The following is a 21,679-nucleotide window of genomic DNA, read 5'->3' on the forward strand; positions in this document are numbered from 1 at the left end:
CGACTATCGCCCCATGCTCAGGCCGAGGGCGAGGAGCGTGATCGCCGCAGCAAAGGCGATCGCGACGACCGTGCCGCGGATGATCGAGGATTGCTTTCGTGCGCGCGCCCTGGCCTTCGCGTAGGGAATCGTCGAGAAACTCACCATCGTGTAGAGCGAGCGGTAGACGCCGGGGAGGATCGCCTCAAGGGCGTGCTCGGCCTTCTTCTTCAGGCGGAACCAGGGCGAGGCGACCTTGTCGCGCATCTCGATGAAGTTCTCGAGGGCCATGTCGGCGATCGCGTCGGCATTCTGTTTCCGTGCGGCCTCGAATCTCGGCAGGACCTTCGCGAGGTCGCCCTGCTCAGCGTCGAGCATGTCGATCAGGCACGCCACATCCTCAAAGGCGCAGTTCATCCCTTGTCCATAGAACGGCACGATCGCGTGGGCCGCGTCGCCCAGAATGCAGACCTTGGCCGCGTGCCGCCACGGCCAGCAGCGCACCGTGACCAGCGAACTCGTGGGGTTGGAGATGAAATCGTCCACGAGCGTGGGCATCATCGGGACGGCGTCCTTGTACTCGCGCTCGAAGAACGCGCGGACCTCGTCTCGCGTCCGCAGGTTCGCGAAGGAGTGGGGCCCATCGAAGGGCCAGAAGAGCGTGCACGTGAAACTCTTGTCGGGGTTGGGGAGAGCGATCATCATCGACCCGCCGCGGGGCCAGATGTGCAGGGCGTTCGGCTCCATCGCGAACTCGCCGCTTGATGTCGGCGGGATGTGCAGTTCCTTGTAGCCGTGCGCGAGGTACGACTGGTCATAGTCGAATCGATCCTGTTTCTGCATCCGCGTGCGCACGGCGGAAAACGCGCCGTCGGTCCCGAAGATCGCGTCGGCGTGGACGGTCTCGAGACGAGTGCCGTTCGGGTCATCGACACTGAAGGTGGCGCTCGGCGCGTCGAGGTCCACGTCCTCGCAGCGATGGGCGAAGTGGAGCGTGACGTTGGGGTGCTTCTCGGCCTCGTTGGCGAGCGTGAGGTTCAGCCCGCCGCGGGAGATCGAGTTGATCGCGTCCTTGCCGTCTTTGCTATAGGCCTGGAAGGCGGTGCCGCCCAACGGATCGTGGAGGACGCGCCCGCGCATGGGGATGGCGTCCTTCATCACGACGCGATCAAGCCCGACGCGTTTGAGCGCGTCGATGCCGCGGACGCTAAGGGCGAGGTTGATCGATCGCCCGCCGATGAAGCCCTTGGCTCTTGGGTCGGGGCGGCGTTCAAAGACGCGGACGCGATAGCCTCGTTCGCCCAAGGCGCACGCGAGGAGCGCCCCGGCCAGGCCCGCGCCGACGATGATGATGGATTTGCCCTCGCCGTATCGCATGGGCGGGATGGTACGACCGCCGCCCGTTCGCGAGGCCGATCGTGTCAGCACCCGGCCTGGAAGTGGTCGAGGAAGAAGAGCAAATCGTTGATGTCAACGGCGTGGTCGCGGTGCCCGGTGCCGGTGCCGTCGTCGAGGTCGGCGTGGTTGTCGCCCTGCGCGAAGACATCGACAAAGTAGAGGAGGTCATTGATATCGACGGCGCCGTCCTCGTGCCCGTCCATGGTGCCGTCGTCGAGGTCGGCCTCGCAGACGAAGGGCGAGAGTTCAAACTCATACTCACGCTCGCTGAGCGATGCGGAGGAGGAGAGTTCCAGTTCGACGACGAAGCGGTACTGCGCCGCAGGGAGGTCGAGCGAGATGCTGATCGGCTCGAACGCAGATCGCCCGTTGGTGTAAATGATCTGGTTGGTCTGGGCGTTGGTGAGCGTCACCGTGGCGGTGTTGTCCGCGGCAGGCCCGAAATCGAGGGCCGAGCCGACCAGCGTGAAGGGGAAGTCGACGGGAAGGTTGAACGTGGCGTCAACGAGCGTCGAGGCGGTGCCCGCGACGACCGGGCCGCCGCCGCCGCCCGCGCCGCCTCCGCTCAGGCGGCACCCGACCTTGACGCCGTCGCCATCGAGCGTGCACGAGATCGACGCAACGGCTCGATTGATAGCTTCTTGCCCCCCGACGGTAACGGGAACCGTGCGCTCGACAATGGCAACAAAGGGACCAAAGTCGGGCGCGAGCGAGTTCACCCCCACACCGTCCGCAGTGGTTGCCGTGATGGACCGGGTCTGGTCTTGGAAGGTGACGACGGGCACCACACCCTGGGCGAGAGCCAAGGTGGATCCGGCGCACAGGCCGAGCGAGAGAACGATGGTGCGAATATTGGTCATGGCTTCACCTCGTTTCGTCTGGGCTTCATCGAGTCCTCATCGGGAGCGGTCTTCCACGGCTGGCCGGCCCCTTCAGTGTACCGTGCAATGCCTGTTGGGCCAAGGATTTGACGCAACTCATTCTCACACAGGCTCATAAGTTCATGCGGTAGCAGATTGCCGAGCATGTCAAGATTCTCAGGTACGAACAAAACACTTCCCAAGGTGGGAGCCTCGGGAAGTGCTCGTGGTGGACTCGTGGGCCAACTGGCCGCACGAAAAGGGGTGGAGGGAGATCAGCACCCGGCGCGGTAGCGGTCGAGGTAGTAGAGCAGGTCGTCGATGGTGACGCCGCCGTCGGGGGTGCCGGTGCCGCTGCCGTTGTCCATGTCGCTGGCGACATTGCCGCTGCGGAAGAGAGATATGTAGTAGAGGAGGTCGTCGATCGTGACGCCGCCATCGGGAGTGCCCGAGCCGGTGCCGTTGTCCACGTCGGCGGGGCACGTGGAGACGCTGGCGTTGTTGACGAAGAGCGAGACGTTATCGGAATCGCGGTTGGTGACGACGAAGTCCGGCGCGGTCGAGCCGGCGAAGTTGCCGATGGCGATCGTGTCGGGATGCGTGCCCGTCGCCATCAGGTTCGCGACGCCGAGGGTGGCGCCGAGGTTCTCGAAGATCGAGAGATTGTTCGAAGACTGGTTGGCGGTGAGGACGTCGAGGTCGCCGTCGCCATCGAGATCTACGAGGCGGGTGCTGTCGGGATCCTGGCCCAGTGTCGGGAAGTTCGCGGGTCCGGCGAAGGCGTTGCCCTGCGAGGTGAAGACGCTGATGAAGTGGAGGTTGGCCGAGTCGCCACTCGTTGCCACGGCGAGATCCGCCATCCCATCGCCGTTGAGGTCGCCGCCCGCGATTCCCTCGGGGCGGACCTGGCCGCCGACGCTGAGCGTGGTCCAGGTGGAGAACGACCCTGCAGTGTTGCGATAGACGGTGACCGAACGATCGCGGTGGTTTGTGGCGGCGAGGTCGATGTCGCCGTCGTTGTCGAAGTCGCCCGCGGCGGCGGCGCGCGGCTCGTCGCCGGTCGCCTGGGTCGTCGCGGTGAATCCGCCCGCGGTGTTGAGCACGACGCTCATCGTGTTCGAGTCGCGGTTTGCGACAGCGAAGTCGGGGCGGGAGTCGCCGTTGAAATCGGCGGAGACCAGCCCACGGGCGTTGCTGCCAAGCGTCGCCGTCGCGCCCTGGGTGAAGACGCCGGCGCCATTGTTCATGTAGGCCCGCAACTGGTTGATGTTGTGGAGGACGACGACGAAGTCCATCGTGCCGTTGCCATCGATGTCGGCGGCGGCGAGGTCGCGGGTTCCCGTCCCCGCACCCGTAAAGATCGTCATCGGCGCGCCGAAGCCGGCACCCGATCCAAAGTGCACGAGCACGCGATCGGGATTGTCCACGGAAACGATGAGGTCGGCGAAGCCGTCGGCATTGAAGTCGGCGATCGCCGCACCGGCCGGCCTCTGGAACGCCGCGAGCGTCCCGGACGAGGAAACGGTGACGGCGGCGCCGGCGGTCCCGGCGAGCACGAGCGAGGCGGCGAGCGAAAGAACGGCAGTCTTGGACGTGGTCATGATCGGGCTCCTGTCTTCCTGAGGGTTCGCAAGGGGCTGCATCGAATCGCCCAGGCTCCAAAGCCCGGGCGGGTCCCCAATGGGCGGCTATCGTGTCCTGCAAGGCCGGCTCGTGGGGGACATGGGGACATGCGGGGTCTATCGCCTCGGTGTGTCAGATTCGGACCCGGGAGGCCGAAAGTCGGGCGGAAATATCCGGAGACTCGGTGCTGAGCAACTCATGATGCCCATTCACCGGGTTGATTCCCTGCATCTGACACACGCGATGAGCCGCGTTCGCATGCACACGTAGAGGAGAGTGGAACCGCATCGCGAGGAGGACCCGCCATGACCGTCGATCCGACCAAGAACGTGACGCAACTCCTCGCGAGGGCGCAGAGCGGCGATCGCCAGGCGACCAACGAACTCTTCCCGGTGGTCTATGACGAACTGCGTCAGATCGCCTCGGGATTCATGGCCAACGAGCGCGCGGGGCACACACTCCAGCCCACCGCGCTCGTGAATGAGGCCTACATGCGCCTCGTCGGCCCGACCGAGGTGACGTGGGAGAATCGCGCGCACTTCTTCGGGGCGGCTGCCCGGGCCATCCGGCGCATCCTCACCGATCACGCCCGCGCCAAGGGGAGCCTCAAGCGAGGTGGGAACTTCGAGCGACAGTCCCTCGACACGATCGCCGACACGTTCGCCTCACACGAGCCGATCCCGGGAGAGGACACGAGCGTCGATGGGCTGGACCTTGTCGAACTCGATGCCGCCCTCACGCGCCTCGACGAGATCGACGAGCAGAAGGCGCGCGTGGTGGAACTCCGGTTCTTCGCGGGACTGACCTCCGAGCAGACCGCGGCCGCCCTTGGTGTGAGCCTCAGCACCGTCGCCCGCGATTGGCAGTTCGCGCGGCTCTGGCTCCACCGCGAACTCGAGAACGCCAAGAACGAGTGAAGCCGCGATTCAGTTCGCTGTCTCACTGATCGTTCACGTTAGCCGGTCCACGTGCGGTCGAGCGACGCCCCCCTCGAGCGGATCACCTCCGCGTACCACTTCGATGACTCCTTGGGCGTGCGCTGGAGCGTCTGGTAGTCCACGTGGATCAGGCCGAAGCGTTCCTTGAATCCCTGCTGCCACTCGAAGTTGTCGAGGATTGACCAGTGAAAGTAGCCCTGGATGTCGGTACCGTCGGCGATCGCCTGGCGGATCGATCGCAGGTACCGCCTCGTGTAATCGATGCGCCCAAAGTCGCGCACACGTCCGTCGGCATCGACCCAGTCCATCGACGAGAGACCGTTTTCGGTGATGACGATCGGTACCTTGTATCGCTCGTAGAGGAACTTCGGCCCGTAGTAGAGCGCGAGTGGCTCGATGAACCAGCGGATCGCCGTCTGCGGATGCCCCCAGGGGAAGGGCACGACCTCGATGCCGCCCGTCGCGCTCCGGCGGACGCGATCGGCGTCGTAGATATTCACGCCATAGAAGTCGAGCGGCTGACAGATCTCGCGAAGATCGCCGGCGTGGTGCAATCGATTGAGCACGCGCCGACCCGTCGCGGACTTCTCAAGTTCGGGCGTGTAGAGCGCCAGGCCGTCCGCTGGATACTGCCCGAGCACGACCGGATCGGCGAGCCAGGTGTTGTTCCAGAAATCACGCGATCGCACGCCCAGCGTCGCCTCGCGGGCGGCGGCCACGTCCTCGGGCCTTGGCTTCAACGTCGCGGCATCGAGCAGCCCATTGTTCGTTCCCGGCGGTGGAGCGGGGACCTTGATCCGACCGATCGGAGCCCAGCCGACCTTGGGCGTGGTCTTCGCGGCGGTCCTGATCGCCATCGCGCCCTGACCGTGAGCGCGGAGCGCGTTATGAGCCGAGATCAATCGCTCGGCGTGTCCCTTCCGTGCGTTTGAAGTCTGCAGCCCCTCGTGCTCACTCGGGCCAAGGAAGATGTGCGGCTCGTTGATCGTCATCCAGTGCGAGACGCGATCTGACAGCCGCTCGACCACGACGCGGGCGTAGTCGGCGAACCACGACGCGATGTCGCGATTCTGCCACGCGCCCTTTTCCCACAGCGTGAGCGGCATGTCCCAGTGGAAGAGCGTGATCCACGGCGTGATGTTCGCGGCCAGGAGCGCATCCACGAGCCGGTCATAGAACGCGAGACCCGCCTCGTTCACTGTGCCGACGCCGTCGGGCATCACGCGGGGCCACGAGATGCTCAGGCGATAGGCCTGCAGTCCCATGTCGCGCATCAGCCCGACATCTTCGGCGTATCGGTGGTAGTGGTCGCACGAGACATCGCCGGTCTGGTCCTGGAAGACGTTGCCGGGTGTCGAGACCTGTCCTGGGATGTCGCCCGTCGAGCCACGCGCGACGCGGTCATGGCAGAACGCGTCCCAGTTGCTCAGGCCCTTGCCATCGCTGGCGTGCCCGCCCTCGACCTGATACGCACTCGACGCGGCCCCGAAGACGAAAGATTCTGGAAATGCCTGCACCATGTGCTCCCTGCAGTCTCGTGCCAAACAACTACATACTTCTTGTGGCACAGGCGTCCCGCCTGTGTCTTCTCAATCTACATCTTCTCGTGGGGCAGGCGGCCCGCCTGCCTCTATTTTCTACTCTTTGACTCGTGGCACAGGCGTCTCGCTCGTGCACTCCAAACTTCCTCACCTGGCACTATCTCAAACTCAATACCGAATCTCAACTCGCACGCTGTTTCCCGACGGGATCGAGCCAATCACGATCGGCCGAGTCGCGTCCCTCTCCTCACCATCCACAAGTACAGATCTCGGCGGCGAGGGGTGGGGGAGTGCGAGTTCCAGGCCGCCCGGCGGCGACACGCCATTCTTCGAGAACACCGTCACGACCGCACGATCGCCTGTCGCGTCGGCGTAGTTCGCGGAGAGCACGCCAAAGTGTGTCGAGAGTTCGGTGAAACCGACGCCATCCTCGTTGCTCGCCCACTCGTGGGGCACACCCGCGAACAACACGAGCGATCCATCTGCCCTCGACTCGTTCTTCTCGTACACGAACATCGAGCGGAATGAGTTCAGGTAGTCCGACCCGCACCACGTGTGGGGCATGTCGCCGATGAACCTGGGCGTGTCGGCGTCGCGAAAGACGACCTCGGCCCAGTGGCGGAACCCCGGCGGGCGCTGGTGCCCCATGTACCAGCCCAGCACGCGGTTCGCCCGCACACGCTCGCCAAGTCGGACAAGGCTCCCGACATGACGGAGTTCGTAAGGCGTGTAGGCGTCCCACGTACTCGACGCCTCACGTTCCGTGAAGTTGTCCCAGTAGCGGTCGAACGTCCGCAGGTACGAGGGCCGGAGTGTCTCGTTCACGGCGTCGCACGGCCAGACCGCGATTGTCGTCGAGGTCGAGTCGAAATCGCCGAGTTCCACGCAACCGGGCACGTAGTCGATGCCATGCGCGGCTTGCACGAGTTGGATGGACGCCGTGAGATCCTTCTCGAAATCGTCGGCGAACGTATTCCACGCGCCGGCGGTTTCCTTCTCACCCACAAGATCGGCGATCCGTGCGGCATCACGCAGCCCGCGCAGCGTGAAGAAGTCGTCCCAGTAACTGTGCATCGGCTTTGACGAGTACCCCTCGTGCGAGATCGACTCGGGCACCAGCCCGCGGAACGCGCGCACGGGCACGGCAGGTTTGCCGGGCTCCTGCCTCGTCGCGTCGGACTCGAACTCGGGCGTGAGCCGGGTCGCGCGGATCGACTCGATATGCCCCACGACCTTTCGAACCTTGGGGAACATCCGCTCCAGAAATGCCTTGTCGCGGGTGTACTGGTAGTCATCGAGGATCGCGAAGATGAACTCACCATGCGAGTCGTTCTCGGTCACCGGCTCAGGCCCGCGACGATCGACGACGCAGGGCACCTTGCCGGATTCGAAGAGGTGATCCGCGTACCACTCGAGAAACTCGCGCGTCTCGTTGTGGAAGCCGAACGCGTGCAGCGCCGCCGACGTGAGGCACCCGTCGCGAATCCACGATCGCTCGTAACTCCGTGATCCCGGCTGGATCGCCGGCCCGTCGCGGTTGATGAGGATGAAGGCGAGTTGGGAGTACGCCGTGTCCACCAGTGGCTGCGCAGATTCGGGGACGATGAACTTCACCTGCTCGATGCGATCTTTCCAGGCCGCGGACATTTCGTTGCGTGCCGCGATGTACTCGTTCGCGGTGATCGCACGCGACTCTCCGCCGGCAACCATGGGCACAGTGATATACACCTCGAACGCGCCAACCCGGCTGGTCCTGCGGCGCCACATCGCCGCCAGTGATGCCGCTCCGAGTTGGTCATGAGTGCTTGTCGACGAGTGTTCGACCGATGTCGGCGGCTCCACCCCGACTTCGCCCGAGGCCAAGGCACGCATCACGACTTGATCCGGCGGTGGTGAGACGCGGAATGCCCAGCCTTGGTGCGAGTCCTCGACGTTCACTCTGAATTCGTCATCGCCCTCGCGCTCTATCGACGACACCTTCGCGGCCCCGCCTGGGTTATTGAGAAACTGCCACGGCGGATTCACCTGGAACGGCCGGAGCGCGAGCGCCGGTGTCACGACCGCATGGTCACGGGCGGCCATCTCGAACTCGTACCGCGCCATGAGCACGGGCGTCGTCGCGTGGGGAGTGACAAACGCTTCGATATGGATCGTGTCGCCCTCATCGCTCGCGAGCGTCACGCTGGCGATCGGCAGATGACCCTCGGCCAACGTCGCGGCCTGAGGATGGAACGCGACCATGTGAGCACGCTTGCCCTCGTCGGGGCCTTCCTCCACGAACAGCACCGGCTGCAGCGACGGACCCAACTTGAACGCCTCGATCCGACCATCCGTCGCGATGAGCGCCTCGTTCTCATGCTCGGGCGCGCCGAGCACGGTCCAGTACGTCTGAACTCCACTGCACGCCGCAGGGAGTGTGCCCGCGGGCACGTCACGGGCGACACTCGCCCAGAAGGCGTTCATGGAGACGCCATAGTCCGGTTCGCGCACGCGGATCGCCCGGATCGAAGGCCGTGTTTCACCCAGTTCCATCACGAGCCGCACACCCTCGGCCTCGCCATCCTGCATAGGAGTGCGCGTCGTGGAGTTCGCGAGCAGATCCGCGTACGTGCCCACAATCTCCCATCTGGCGTTCTCACCAACTCCAACGCTCGATGTCTCGACGCGGACCGACTTTGGAGGGGTTTCCCACTCGATCTCCACCCCGCCGAACTCGCGCGTGCCACCGAAGTCGATCGTGACGATGGGCGATCGATCCTGTGGTGCAGGCTGCCAGGCCTCGAACGGTCCCTGCCCGGCATGCTTGACATTGAGCACACGCTGCACGAGCGACACCATCCGGTGGGTGCTCGATGCTGTCGCGCGCATCGCCGGCGGGTTCGGATTCGTCGGCGGCAACTCGCGAAAGGTCACATCATCCAGCCACACCGATCCCCGGCCGCCCTCGGCCGAGGCAATCGCGAACTGGATTCTGGAAACGTTTTCAGGTCGCAGCGTGTGATTCGGCCCCCACGCGAACTCAAAGCGCCTCGCCTTGTAGCGCAGCGTCGTCCACTCGCGCGGGAACTCGAACCGGCGCTTGTTCACCCACCAGACGCTCTCGCTCTCGGGTGTGCCGTGCTCGCCCGGCTCGATGTCGAGGAGTTTGAACTCCAGGTTGTTTGCCGGTGCATCTCCGCGGAGGCGGGCTGTGAACTCGAAGTTCTCCGGAAGGGCGCGCGCAAAGTCGCGCTGCACGATGCAGTATCCACCCCCGGTGACAAAGTTGAAGTCGAGGCGCAGGCACCGCCCGCTCGGCGCGTCGTCGGCGTGGACCTTCAACTCGACGCCCTCGGCCGTGATCACCTTCCACGTCGCGGGGTCGTCGCAGGAGTCCACAACAATGGGCTCGCCCGCGCGCGCGACGCCGGCGAGGACGACCGACATCGTCACTGCCGCGGTCATGGCCCGCCATACCACCGAGACCTTCGGAATTCGCATGGTCCACGCCTCCGCCTTGGCGACCCTCGCGGCTCACGCCGGGCAAGATTGCCGCTAACGGTTGAGGTTAGGAGCCACCCTCGTCTCCTGCCGACGCTCTCCAGGCGGTACCATCGGGGATGCCAAACCCGTCGGCGCTCCCGCACTCTCTCAATGTCCTCCTGATCGGTGGCGGCGGGCGCGAGCACGCGCTCGCCCGCAAACTGGTCCAGTCGCCACGCCTCGGCACGCTCTGGATCACCCATCCCGACAACCCGGGCCTGCGCGAACTCGGCAAGCCCGTCGATGTTCCCGTGAGCATCCGCGAGATCTATCGCCTCGAGCAGTTCTGTACGCGTGAACGCATCCATGTCGCCATCATCGGCCCAGAGGATCCGCTCGCGGAAGGATTCGCCGACAAACTCCGCGGCGTCGGCGTGCTCGTCTTCGGTCCCGGCGCCGAGGGCGCCCGCCTCGAGGCCGACAAGGCGTGGGCCAAGCAACTCATGCGCGGGGCCTCCATTCCCACGGCCGAGGGACGCTCCTTCACCGATCCCGAGGGGGCGAGGCGGTTTTTCGAGTCACGCATCCAGGCCGACGACGACACGCTCGCCGCGCTCTGGTCCAAGGCCGATCAGTATCGAGATCCCGCCGAGCGTCGCGCGTTCATCAACCAGCAGATCGAGCGGGAGAGCGCGATCCGCAAGGCGTACCAACTCGCCCGCCCGGACCTCCCCGTCATCAAGGCCGCGGGCCTCGCCAAGGGCAAGGGCGTCATCGTGCCCGGCACTCTTCTTGAGGGTCTCCGCGCGATCGAGGACATTGGCGTGCGCAAGGTCTTCGGCGAGGCCGGGCGACAGATCGTCGTCGAGGAGCGACTCGCCGGTGTCGAGGTCTCCGTCCTTGCGATCACCGATGGGCGCACCATCCTCGTGTTGCCTCCCTGCCAGGACCACAAACGCCTCGGCGACAACGACACAGGCCCCAACACCGGCGGCATGGGCGCCTTCTGCCCCTCACCGCTCATCGATGACGGACTTATGTCGCGCATCGAGGGCGAGATCCTCGTGCCAAGCGTCGATGCCCTCCGGCGCGAAGGAATCGACTATCGCGGCGTGCTCTACGCCGGCATCATGCTCACGCCCGCTGGACCCAAGGTCCTCGAGTTCAACTGCCGCTTCGGCGATCCCGAGTGCCAGCCGCTCATGGCCCGACTCACGAGCGACCTTCTCGAACTCGTCGTCGCGACATGCGAGGGAAGGCTCGACGAGTGCGAGGTCACGTGGAACGCCGCGAGCGCCTGCTGCGTGGTCCTCGCGAGCAGCGGCTATCCCGAGAAGCCCCGGCTCAATATCCCCATCCACAACATCGACAAGGCCGAGGCCCTCCCGGGCGTCGCTGTCGATCACGCCGGGACCAGACTCAACGAGCGCGGCGAGGTCGTGACCGCCGGCGGTCGAGTCCTTGGCGTGACGGGCCTGGGCCCAACGCTCGAGGCGGCCCGCGCCAAGGCGTATGCCGCCTGCGACCTCATCGAGTTCGAGGGGAAAGTGATGCGTCGCGACATCGGCGCGCCCTCACGCGTCACGCGGTAAGCCTTCCGACTCGCCGGGCAATCTGGTCGGGACGCTTTAGTCCTTCTTCTTGGGCTTGGGAAGCGACTTGGCCCCCGAGACGCGCGCGCCCAGCATCACGCCCAACCCCGCGATGCACGAATCGGCGAGCATGAACCAACCGGGCTTCGCGGGCTGGTCCACCGTGTCGATCACGCCCGTCTTCTCCGCGATCATCGTCGTCGAGGCGTGCGCCTGCGAGACCATCGGCGGGAGATACCGCTCACCCAGGCTCAGCACGACAACGAGCGCCGCGAGCGCGATCGCCGCCTTCGGCTGCTTGGTGATCGCCGCCACGATGATCCCGCCAATACATGCGGCGATCAGCGAGACGATCATGCTCGCCGCCATCCACGCATTGGACGCGATCCCCGCACCGTCGGCCTTCATCGACTCGGGCATCACCTGCCCCGCGATAGCCATCGCCACCGCCGCAATCACGCTGATCACAAAGACGCTCACGAGCACGCCCACAAGGTTGCGAACCATGATCGATTCCTCCCACTCGCGGTCGATCGCGTCTCCCAAGGAGTCGGGAACACGCCGCCGCTTCCCACGGTCATCGACCCCGACATGGCCCCAATCCGATGCGAACCCCCAATCACGGGCCGCCGAGTCGCGCACGCTTGCCCTACTCGCTCGGCTCAACGTCCGGAAACGCAGAGAACCACACGCCGCTCACATGAGTCCGAGAAGGTCGAACCACGTGAAAGTTGGAGATTCCGCACAGGAATCCCGGCCATGAACGTCCGGGACGAGAGCGCCAAGACTCAGAGCAGCGGGTTCTTCGAGCCGTGCGTGTACTCGCCCATCGGGCTCATGTTGGGCATCGGGTTCAGCAGCACGTCGGTGTACAACTCGCTCATGTCAGGCACCGGCGAGGCCTCGGCAAAGTCCACCGCCTTCTTGGCGATCTCCTTGAGTTCCGTCTGCATGTCCATGAACATCGCCTCGGAGAGGACGGGCCGCCCGTCGGATCCCTTGCGCTCGCTCATCAGGTGGTGCGCCAGGCGATCGATCGAGTCCCGCGATTTGAACTCGTCGACCTCTTCCTTCGTGCGGTACTTCTGCGGGTCCGACATCGAGTGCCCGAGATAGCGATAGGTCTTGAGATCGACAAAGGCCGGCTTCTGGTTCTCGCGGCACCAGTCGGCGAGCGGCCTGAAGTCGTCGTAGAGGTCCATGATGTCGAGCCCGTCGATCGTCGCGCCACGGATGCCATACGCGTCGGCCTTCTTGGTGAGGTCGTGCGCCATGGTCGTTCCGCGGGCGATCGCCGTTCCCATCGAGTAGCCGTTGTTCTCGACGATGAAGATGACGGGGATGTCCCAGAGGCCCGCGAGGTTCATCGCTTCGTGGAGCGCGCCCTGGTTGAGCGCGCCGTCGCCGAGGAACGCGAGCGCGACCTTCTTCTTCGCGGGCCCGCCGTGCACGCCGGTCTTGAGGACCTCGAGTTCATACTTGGCGGCAAAGGCGAGGCCCAGGCCGACGGGCGTCTGGGCGCCGACGATTCCGTGCCCGCCGAAGAGCCAGTTGGGCTTGTCGAACATGTGCATCGACCCGCCCTTGCCCTTGGCGCAGCCGGTGATCTTGCCATACATCTCGGCCATGCACGCGCCGGGGTCCATGCCGCGCGCCAGGGCGTGCCCGTGGTCGCGATACGCCGTGATGATCGGGTCGTCGTGGTTGATCGAGGCGACCGTGCCGACGGCGACGGCCTCCTGCCCCGTGTACAGGTGGCAGAACCCGCCGATCTTTGCGTGTTGGTATGACTGAGCGCAACGGTTCTCGAACTCGCGGATGAGCAGCATGTCGCGCAGCCATTTCACCAGCGTCGCGGGGGGCAGCAACGACGAGGGGCGACGCTCGGCGTCGGGAATCCGACCCGGGTCCTTCAGCGGCACCCCAGCGGAACTGGCTTTGGGATCGGACATGGCGGCTTTGATGCTCTGGGTCATGGGGCGTCCTGCGCCCGTCGGCCTTCCTCGTGCAAACGCTTCCAGTATGCACATCGACCGAACGGACGAGAAAGTCTAGGGAAACCCCTAACTCCCGGGCCATGGTGTTAATACAGAACGGGTTCCGTTAGGGGCATCTGCGCGTCCCCATGCCAGAGTCCGTGATCAGGCTCGTTCGATCACATCTCGCCGTTCGGGGTGTCCGACGGTGCCGCCGCCTTCGATCGCGTTCTACGGACCGTCACCTCGACACGGACCACTCGCGAGGTCGCCTGAGGATCGGAGTGGACGAAGCCCTCGAGTTTCCGCGCTCGCACTGGGTGCTGGAGCTTGCGGATCGCCTTGGCCTCGACCTGGCGCACACGCTCGCGCGTGACCTTGAAAATCCGCCCGACTTCCTCGAGCGTGTAGGTGTATCCATCGCCGATGCCATAGCGCAACTTGATGATCTCGCGCTCGCGATAGGTCAGCGTCTTCAGCACGGCCTCGATGCGACCGCGGAGCATGTCCTGGGCGGCGACATCGGCCGGCGTCAACTGCCGATCGTCCTCGATGAGTTCGCCGAAGGAACTGTCCTCGTTCTCGCCCATCGGACGATCGAGGCTGACGGGGTGCCGGCTGATCTTCAGGACGCGCCGGGTCTCCGTCGCCGAAAGCCCGGCCTTGTCGGCGAGTTCCTCGACCGACGGCTCGTGCCCGAACTCCTGCAGGATCGCCTTCTGGATGTTCCGCAGTTTCGTCATCGTCTCGATCATGTGGACGGGGATGCGGATCGTCCGCGCGTGGTCGGCGATAGCGCGCGTGATCGCCTGGCGGATCCACCACGTCGCGTACGTGCTGAACTTGTAGCCGCGCTTGTACTCGTACTTGTCCACCGCGCGCATAAGCCCTGTGTTCCCCTCCTGGATGACGTCGAGGAACGACAGCCCGCGGTTGCGGTATTTCTTCGCGATCGAGACAACGAGGCGCAAGTTGCCGCCGGACAAGTCTCGCTTGGCCTGCTCGTACTCCCAGAAGACCGTTGCGATCTCGCGGATGCGCCGCACGAGGGTCGCGGGATCATCGAGGACGAGCGAGCGCATCCCCGCGAGTTCCTCGCGCAGGACCTCGATATCCTCGGGCTCGTACTGCTTCTGGAGGCGGGCGAAGCGCCCCTTGGCGCGGGCTTTGCCCGTGGCGATGCGGATCTCCTGCTCGAGATCGACCATCTTCTTCGCCATCGAGCGCAGTTTGCGCATGAGCGGGATGATCCGCCCGGTGCGCACGCAGAGTTCCTCGCTCAGGATCGCCATGCGCCCGCGACGCGACGCTATCCGGGCGGCGATCTGGCTCACGCCCTTCTCATCGCCCGCGGCACGGGAGTTCTCCAGATTCGTCCAGTCGTCGCGATTCGCGGCAAGGAGGAGATCGATCGTCTTCAGGTTCTCGGGGAGACGCTTGAGAATGCGATCACGCGAGTTTTCTTCGGAGGACGACAGCCGCATCGTTCGATCGAACGGCAGCCGCCCCTCGAGCACCTGGCGCGCGATGTCCGCCACGCCCGCGATAATGTGGTCGCATTCGAGGCATCGCCGACGGAAGACCATCCGCGTGAACTCGATCTTCTTCGCCAGTCGCACCTCCTCGTCGCGCGAGAGGAGAGGGATCGAGCCCATCTGCGAGAGGTACATCCGCACGGGATCGTCGAGGCGCGTCCCCGCGACCTCGGTGGCGGCCTCGATCAACTCGCGGTGCAACGCGGCGGCCTCGGCGTCCTCCTTGCTCTCGGGCTCCGGGCGCGTCGCCGCATGGAGTTTGGCGCGCAGGGCGGCCGACTCGCCCTCGCGCTCGCCGCCGGCGACGGTCATGGCGCGCTGGCCCTTGGCGTTCGTCGCGTCCCCGGCCATCTCGCGCGACGCCCGGAAGGCCCGAGCGCGATACTCCAGTTCGTCGACCAGTTCGATGCCCACGTGGTCGAGGACGATGAGCAGGTCGTGGACGCGCGCCGGGTCGACCATCGCGTCGGGCATCGCCGCGTTGAGTTCCTCGTAACTGATCCAGCCGCGCGAACGCCCGGACTCGATCAGGCCGTAGACCGTTGGATGGAGATTGCCGATCACGTTCCACTCCTCTTCCACTGGCACGCACACACCACACCGACCCACACATCGCAAACACACTCACACCCTTGGCTTGGGAAGCACGCGTCGATCGCCGCCGATCTCCGTGTGCAATCGCCTCTGCTCCTGGACCCGCGCCTCCAGCGCGGGCTTCAACTCCGCCTCGCCTCCTGCGGGATTCCCCGACGCCCGATCGAGCCGCAGCCTCGTCCGGCAAGCCTCGAAATGAGCCAGCAACTGCTCGGCATTCCCCAGCGTCTCCGAGTCCATCCGGGTCCGCAGCGAGATCGCCGCGTCCTTCAGTTCCAAATCCTCCGTCGCCGAGAGCACGTGCGCCAGCGTCGGTTCGTCCCCGGCCAGCCCGAGATCGTGCACCGTCCCCGCGAGCCGCGCCACAGTCGGATCGGCAAACGTCGGCGGCGAGAGCCACTCGTGCTCCGCATCACTCATTCGCGACCACAGCGCGCCATCGCACAGCACGCACCCAAGCATGTGCTCGCCCGGCGTGAGCGTCCCGCGTGAGAGCCTCGCGAGCGAAAGCCGCCGAGATTGCTCCTGCGCATCCGGGCCATCGCTTGCGGTAGTTCGCTTGCCTCGTCCCATCGGGATGGCGCGCCGGATCGTGGATTCGTCCAGCCCCGCGAGCCCGGCGATCTGCCGCACGATCAACGCCTGACGCACCGGCGGCACATCCGCAAGTCCCAACTCCGCGAGTCGCGCCAGTTCCTCGTCGATCGCCCGCGACAACGCCGCCACCCCGGCCCCATTCAACCGCTCGCGAAGCCGCGCGAAGCGGAACGTCAGCAGGTCCTGAGACGCCGCGATCGCACGCTCGAACACCTCGCGACCCTCGGGCCGCTTCAGCAACTCGTCCGGATCCTTCGCGTCGGTGAACCGGTTCAGCGTGCAGATCTTCACGTCCAACGGCTCGGCAAAGAAGACCTCCACCGCGCGATCGGCCGCCCGCTGCCCAGCCTCGTCGCCATCGAAGAGCAGCACCACGCCGTCGCACAACCGCCGCAGGATCGCCGCGTGCTCGCGCGTGAGTGCCGTGCCCAGGGTCGCGACGGCGTTCGTGAACCCGCCCTGGTGGCAGGCGATCACGTCGGTGTACCCCTCGGTGATGATCGCGATGCGTGTCTGCTGGATCGACTTCGCCGCGTGGTGCAGCCCATAGATCGTCGCCGACTTGCGGAAGACGCGCGTTTCGGGGGAGTTGAGATACTTCGGCTCGTCCTCGTCGTCCACGCGTCGCCCGCCGAACGCCACCACGCGACCGATCTGGTCGTGGATGGGGAAGATCAGGCGATTCCGCAGCGTGTCGTAGCGCCCGCTCCCGTCGTCGCGCGTCTTGATGAGCCCCGCGTCGAGAAAATCCTGCGGATCAAGCCGCAACTGGGAAATGCGAAGGCACAGCCCGTCCCACCGATCCGGCGCGAGCCCGACCTGGAACTGCTCGACCATCTCGCTCGCGATGCCCCGACGTTCGATGAGGTCCCGCCCCGCCTTGCCGTGGTTCGCGTCGCCAAGGATCGTGCGGAAGAACTTCAGGGCCGTCGCGTTCGCTTCGTACAGGTCCGACCGGCTCGGACCCTGCGGTGTGGTCCCTTCACGCGAAGACACCGGCGTCAACTCCACGCCGAACCGCTCCGCGAGATACATCAGCGCCTCGCGGAACTCCATCTTGTGGAACCGCTGCACGAAACTGAAGACATCGCCCCCGGTGCCGCAGACGAAGCAGTGGAAGATCCCCTTCGCCGGCACGACGTTCATCGACGGCTTGTGGTCGTCGTGGAACGGGCACAAGCCGACAAACTCTCGTCCGCGCGCCTTGAGCGAGACGTGCTCGCCCACCACGCGCACGATGTCCGCCGCGTCGCGCACACGCTCACGATCCGAGTTGTCGTGGAAATGCCCCGGCACAAATCGTCCCGTCGCCCCGCCACTCGGACGCACCTCTCGCGAGGATTCCGACTGGTCGAGACCACCACCCACGCATCTGGAATTGTGTTCAACGACCGAGAACGAGCCACGACCTCTGGACGGCCAATCATGCGGGCGTCCGAACGACGGCCCGCTCACATGCACCTTGCTCTTCCGAATCGCCCTTCGGCGACGCGGCGTGTCCAGAGGACGGGATATCCACAGGCGAGGTCACGAATCTTCTGCGGGGCTTTATTGGCCGAGCCTTTGCCCTTGCGCAGCACGGAGGCGCCTGCATCCGGTCCACTAGAAACGTAGCACAGGATTCGCCGAGTGCCAACAAATCCGTCAACTTTCGCCCACTCAATTCTTTTCGGACCACTCGATTCGCCCATCTTCACCCCGATCAACACCATCGATTCGCCAACAATCCGCCATGCATCGTCGCCGAGCCGTCTACTTTGGTCGCGTCCAGGGCGTCGGCTTCCGGGCCACGACCAGGGACCTTGCAAATGGGTTCGCCATCGCGGGCTGGGTCCGGAACGACCCTGCACCTGACTTCTCGGTCACGCTCGAAGCGCAGGGCGACGAGGCCGAGGTCTCGCGATTCCTCGCCCGCCTGAACGAGGTGCTCGCCCGCAACATCTCGACCCAGCACCACGCCCCGATCCCAGTGGTCGAAGGCGAAACAGGCTTTGTGATTCGCCGGTAGGTCAATACTTCACCGCCGTTCATCGTCCCAGATTCACCAACACCAATCCACGCACCGCACGACTCCATTCGCCATGCACCTGCTCCTCTTCGACATCGACGCCACCATGCTCAAGTCCCAAAGGGCGGGCCTCCGCGCCATGCACGCCGCGGGGCGCGAACTCTTCGGCGACACCTTCGAGATCGATGGCATCGACTTCGCGGGCCGTCTCGATCCGCTCATTCTGGGGGACATGCTCGAACGAAACTCCCTTGACGCGTCGCCCGCGAACATCCATGCCATGCGCGGGGCGTATCGCCGCCACCTCGAACCAATGCTCAAAGCCCCCGGCTCGGCCTACGCGCTCGCGGGTGTGCTCGAACTTCTCACACTCCTGCGCGCGCGACACACCGAGTCGGTCCTGGGCGTCCTTACCGGAAACTTTCCTGAGACAGGCCGCCTGAAACTCCACGCCGCGGGCATCGATCCTTCGTGGTTCCCCGTGCACGCCTGGGGCGACGACTCGCCCCATACGCCCCCCGACCGCGAGCATCTCCCGCCCATTGCCACGGCCCGAGCCAAGTCCGCAGGATTCGGCGTCACGCGAACGACGATCATCGGCGACACACCGCACGACGTCCGCTGTGCGCGCGCTCATGGGCACCGTGTTCTGGGCGTCGCCACGGGCGTGCACACCACCGCCGACCTCCACGCTGCCGGGGCAGACCGCGTCGTCGAATCGCTCGCCGACGCCCGTGATATCGCGTCGTGGCTGCTCGACGCATCCCCGCTTGACAAGGCTCACGCCACCCGAACACCACCCCGCGCCGCGGCGACCTAAAGTCCTTCCCACGCCGCCACCATCGGCGCCACGAATGCCCTCCACGAGGAGCCTCCTCGATGAGTTCCGACAGTTACAAGGCCCTGTGCACCGATTTCTACGTCAACCAGAAGTTGAACGTGAAACTCGAACTCCCCAAGACACGGGAGACGGTCCTCGAGTTCTTCGAGCGCATCCGCCGCCAGTTCTCGCACATGGCGAGTTTCCGCCGATTCCGCGATGAGCTCGCGCTCGAGTCGCCCCAGTCCGACATGCCGCACCGTTGGCTCGCCTGCCGCGCCGCCAACATCCGCTCGGGATGCGTCAACCCCGCCACCCTCGCCGAGGGCTACGCCCTCCACAAGAGCGTCCTCTCCCTCGCGCCGGTCTATCTCTCCGTGACGGCCCTCGACGTGGACTACATCGAACTGATGTATGGCTTCGACCTCGCCGCCGGCGGGAACCACGACGCGATCGTCCTCGAAGCCCTCATTCCCGGCTCGCCCCTCGCGACGCTGCTCGATGTCCCCGGCGCGATGCCGATCGATTGCCAACCCATGATCGGGTTCGCCCTTGGCAGGCCCGGCGATCTGGAGGTCCACTTCGAGGTCAAGACCAGGCCCTCGCCCTCGTCTCAACCGAAGGACCCCGCGGACGGGCAAGACCCGATCTCGGTCTATCTCACGCTCCGAAAGTTCGGGCCCGTGAACGACGTCGCCGACCTCCCCAAGATCTTCGACAAACTCTCGGGGATCGGCGAGGAGTTGCTCGAGACGCGCGTCGTCCCCGGGTTGCTCCTGCCCATCCGCGAGGCGATCGCCTCGGGCAACGCCTGACGCCGACCATGATCGGGACACTTCTCGCGAGCCAGACCCACGCGCCCTCCCAGTGGCTCCTCTCGCCAACGCTCGCGGTGCGCGACGAGACGAAGGTGCTCGAGGTCGCTATGTGGCTGGGCGTCACCATCGTCCTCGTGCTCGTGGGTGCTGGGATAGGCTGGTGGATCGTCCGACGCGCCAAGCGCGGCCTATCCGAGTCCGGCGATCACGGGATCTTCGAGGATCTCCGCCGAATGCGTGACCGGGGCCAGATCACGCCCGAGGAATACGACGCGACCCGCCGGGTGATGGTCGAGCGGCTGAAGAACTCTGGTTCGGGAACCAACGCTTCCTCAGAAACGAAACGGACCCGATAGGAACGCCGCCCACTCGGTCGGCGAACGTCCGGGTGTCTGATAATGGTCGAGAAGCAGCGACGATTGTGCCGATGAGGCGGTCCCTGCGGACGAAACGTCTTGACGCCGCCTTTGCGCGACGCGAGGATGCAGCCTGCGGGAGCGTGCGTCGATAGACTTGCAGCAGTTCGGCGGGCGCAGCCGAACCTACTTCCAGGCCCCCATGACCGGGGCAACACTCCTTGGGATGAGAGGCGAGCATGGCGAAGCGGACGGACGGGAATGACGGCGGGGCAAACGGCGGCGACGCGGGCTCCTTCCGCGGGCGGAAGGTCACGACCTGCTCGTTCTGCGGCAAAACCAGCCGTGACGTCGGGCCCATGGTCGAGGGACCCAACACCGTCTATATCTGCACCCACTGCACCGAGTTGTGCCAGAACATTTTCCGCCAGGAGAAGCGCCGCGTCTCCTCGGTCAGCCACTCCCTCCGCGAGATCCCCGCGCCGCGTGAGATCAAGGAATACCTCGATCAGTACGTGATCGGCCAGGACCTGGGCAAACGCTCCCTCGCCGTCGCCGTCCACAACCACTACAAGCGACTGCTCCACCTCGAGTCCGCCGAGGCCGGGTCCGTGGAACTCGACAAGTCCAACATCCTCATGATCGGGCCGACCGGCTCGGGCAAGACTCTCCTCGCCAAGACGATGGCGAAACTCCTCAAGGTCCCCTTCGCCATCGGCGACGCGACGACCCTCACCGAGGCCGGCTATGTCGGTGAGGACGTCGAGAACCTCCTCCTCAAACTCCTCCAGGCCGCCGACTTTGACCTCGAGGCCGCCCAGCGCGGCATCATCTACATCGACGAGATCGACAAGGTCGGCAAGACCTCCAACAACGTCAGCATCACCCGCGACGTCTCGGGCGAGGGCGTCCAGCAGAGCCTCCTCAAGATGCTCGAGGGCACCGTCAGCAACGTCCCCCCACAGGGAGGCCGCAAGCACCCCGAGCAGCAGTACATCCAGATGGACACGACCAACATCCTGTTCATCTGCGGCGGCTCGTTCGTCGGGCTCGACGACATCATCCGCCGGCGCATCGGCAAGTCACGCATCGGCTTCAGCGTCACCCAGCGCGAGACCGACGACGGCGTCGAGCAGGCGAAGATCCTCGGGCAGGTCACCCCGGACGACCTCATCGAGTTCGGCATGATCCCCGAGTTCGTCGGTCGCCTCCCCGTGCTCGCCCCGCTCATGCCCCTCTCCGCCGAGGCGCTCGTCAGCGTGCTCACCGAGCCCAAGAACGCGATCGTGCGTCAGTACCAGCACCTCTTCTCGCTCGAGGGTGCGAAGATCACCTTCACCAAGGGCGCCCTCCTCGCGATCGCCCAGAAGGCCGTCGCCCGCGACACCGGCGCCCGCGCCCTCCGCTCGGTCATGGAGGAACTCATGCTCCCCATGATGTACCACCTCCCCGACATGGACAACGACGGCGTGGAATATCGCATCGACGCCGACGACGTCGAGAATCCCAAGCCGCTCACCGACCTCCGCGTCGCGAAGCGCAAAGAGTCCGCATGAGTTCATGGACCATCCCTGAATGAACA

15 protein-coding genes and 1 pseudogene are annotated in these 21,679 nt (G+C 65.4%); 7 read left to right on the plus strand and 9 right to left on the minus strand.

Going from position 1 to position 21,679, the window contains the following annotated elements; genetic code table 11:
* Positions 1–3: 3 nt before the first annotated feature.
* From IPK69_12940 to IPK69_12950, 3 genes are all read right to left on the minus strand, one after another.
* Complete coding sequence (locus IPK69_12940; protein ID QQS08867.1) at positions 4–1,356, minus strand: FAD-dependent monooxygenase; 1,353 nt, start codon at positions 1,354–1,356, stop codon at positions 4–6.
* Between the two features lie 44 nt (positions 1,357–1,400).
* Positions 1,401–2,237 carry a hypothetical protein gene (locus IPK69_12945; GenBank protein QQS08868.1) on the minus strand — a complete coding sequence of 279 codons (837 nt, stop codon included), beginning with the start codon at positions 2,235–2,237 and terminating at the stop codon, positions 1,401–1,403.
* Positions 2,238–2,512: 275 nt separating this feature from the next.
* On the minus strand, positions 2,513–3,838 hold the full coding sequence (locus IPK69_12950) for a VCBS repeat-containing protein (protein QQS08869.1): 1,326 nt from the start codon (positions 3,836–3,838) through the stop codon (positions 2,513–2,515).
* 327 nt (positions 3,839–4,165) lie between these two features.
* On the opposite strand from IPK69_12950, the gene IPK69_12955 reads away from it, so the two are divergent.
* Positions 4,166–4,777, plus strand: a complete 612-nt coding sequence (locus IPK69_12955) for a sigma-70 family RNA polymerase sigma factor (protein QQS08870.1) — start codon at positions 4,166–4,168, stop codon at positions 4,775–4,777.
* Positions 4,778–4,815: 38 nt separating this feature from the next.
* On the opposite strand, the gene IPK69_12960 is transcribed toward IPK69_12955, so the two are convergent.
* Together IPK69_12960 and IPK69_12965 are read right to left on the minus strand one after the other, a co-directional pair.
* Positions 4,816–6,318, minus strand: coding sequence for a family 1 glycosylhydrolase (locus IPK69_12960; GenBank protein QQS08871.1), 1,503 nt, complete (start codon positions 6,316–6,318; stop codon positions 4,816–4,818).
* Between the two features lie 189 nt (positions 6,319–6,507).
* The gene (locus IPK69_12965; protein ID QQS08872.1) at positions 6,508–9,819 is read right to left on the minus strand and encodes a hypothetical protein; all 3,312 of its coding nucleotides are present in this window, start codon (positions 9,817–9,819) and stop codon (positions 6,508–6,510) included.
* A 119-nt stretch (positions 9,820–9,938) separates the two neighbouring features.
* Here IPK69_12965 and purD point away from each other — a divergent pair, with 119 nt between their 5' ends.
* Positions 9,939–11,393, plus strand: a complete 1,455-nt coding sequence (gene purD / locus IPK69_12970) for a phosphoribosylamine--glycine ligase (GenBank protein QQS08873.1) — start codon at positions 9,939–9,941, stop codon at positions 11,391–11,393.
* Between the two features lie 36 nt (positions 11,394–11,429).
* On the opposite strand, the gene IPK69_12975 is transcribed toward purD, so the two are convergent.
* The 4 genes and pseudogenes from IPK69_12975 to dnaG all read right to left on the minus strand — a co-directional run bounded on the left by IPK69_12975 (position 11,430) and on the right by dnaG (position 17,463).
* Positions 11,430–11,900, minus strand: coding sequence for a hypothetical protein (locus IPK69_12975; GenBank protein ID QQS08874.1), 471 nt, complete (start codon positions 11,898–11,900; stop codon positions 11,430–11,432).
* A gap of 281 nt (positions 11,901–12,181) precedes the next feature.
* Positions 12,182–13,345, minus strand: coding sequence for a pyruvate dehydrogenase (acetyl-transferring) E1 component subunit alpha (gene pdhA / locus IPK69_12980; protein ID QQS10486.1), 1,164 nt, complete (start codon positions 13,343–13,345; stop codon positions 12,182–12,184).
* A gap of 203 nt (positions 13,346–13,548) precedes the next feature.
* Positions 13,549–15,423 (minus strand): annotated as a pseudogene (locus IPK69_12985) (sigma-70 family RNA polymerase sigma factor).
* A gap of 105 nt (positions 15,424–15,528) precedes the next feature.
* Positions 15,529–17,463 (minus strand): DNA primase, encoded by a 1,935-nt coding sequence (dnaG, locus tag IPK69_12990; protein QQS08875.1) that lies wholly within the window; start codon positions 17,461–17,463, stop codon positions 15,529–15,531.
* A gap of 364 nt (positions 17,464–17,827) precedes the next feature.
* On the opposite strand from dnaG, the gene IPK69_12995 reads away from it, so the two are divergent.
* The 5 genes from IPK69_12995 (at position 17,828) to clpX (ending at position 21,653) form a co-directional block, all read left to right on the plus strand.
* Positions 17,828–18,103 (plus strand): acylphosphatase, encoded by a 276-nt coding sequence (locus IPK69_12995; protein QQS08876.1) that lies wholly within the window; start codon positions 17,828–17,830, stop codon positions 18,101–18,103.
* Between the two features lie 73 nt (positions 18,104–18,176).
* On the plus strand, positions 18,177–18,923 hold the full coding sequence (locus IPK69_13000; GenBank protein ID QQS08877.1) for an HAD hydrolase-like protein: 747 nt from the start codon (positions 18,177–18,179) through the stop codon (positions 18,921–18,923).
* Between the two features lie 59 nt (positions 18,924–18,982).
* Complete coding sequence (locus tag IPK69_13005) at positions 18,983–19,738, plus strand: hypothetical protein (protein QQS08878.1); 756 nt, start codon at positions 18,983–18,985, stop codon at positions 19,736–19,738.
* A gap of 8 nt (positions 19,739–19,746) precedes the next feature.
* Positions 19,747–20,097: a hypothetical protein gene (locus tag IPK69_13010; GenBank protein ID QQS08879.1), complete on the plus strand. Its 351-nt coding sequence runs from the start codon at positions 19,747–19,749 to the stop codon at positions 20,095–20,097.
* 239 nt (positions 20,098–20,336) lie between these two features.
* Positions 20,337–21,653 carry an ATP-dependent Clp protease ATP-binding subunit ClpX gene (gene clpX / locus IPK69_13015; GenBank protein QQS08880.1) on the plus strand — a complete coding sequence of 439 codons (1,317 nt, stop codon included), beginning with the start codon at positions 20,337–20,339 and terminating at the stop codon, positions 21,651–21,653.
* Positions 21,654–21,679: the final 26 nt, after the last annotated feature.

The sequence above is a fragment of the Phycisphaerales bacterium genome (genome assembly GCA_016699835.1).
Lineage (GTDB): Bacteria > Planctomycetota > Phycisphaerae > Phycisphaerales > UBA1924.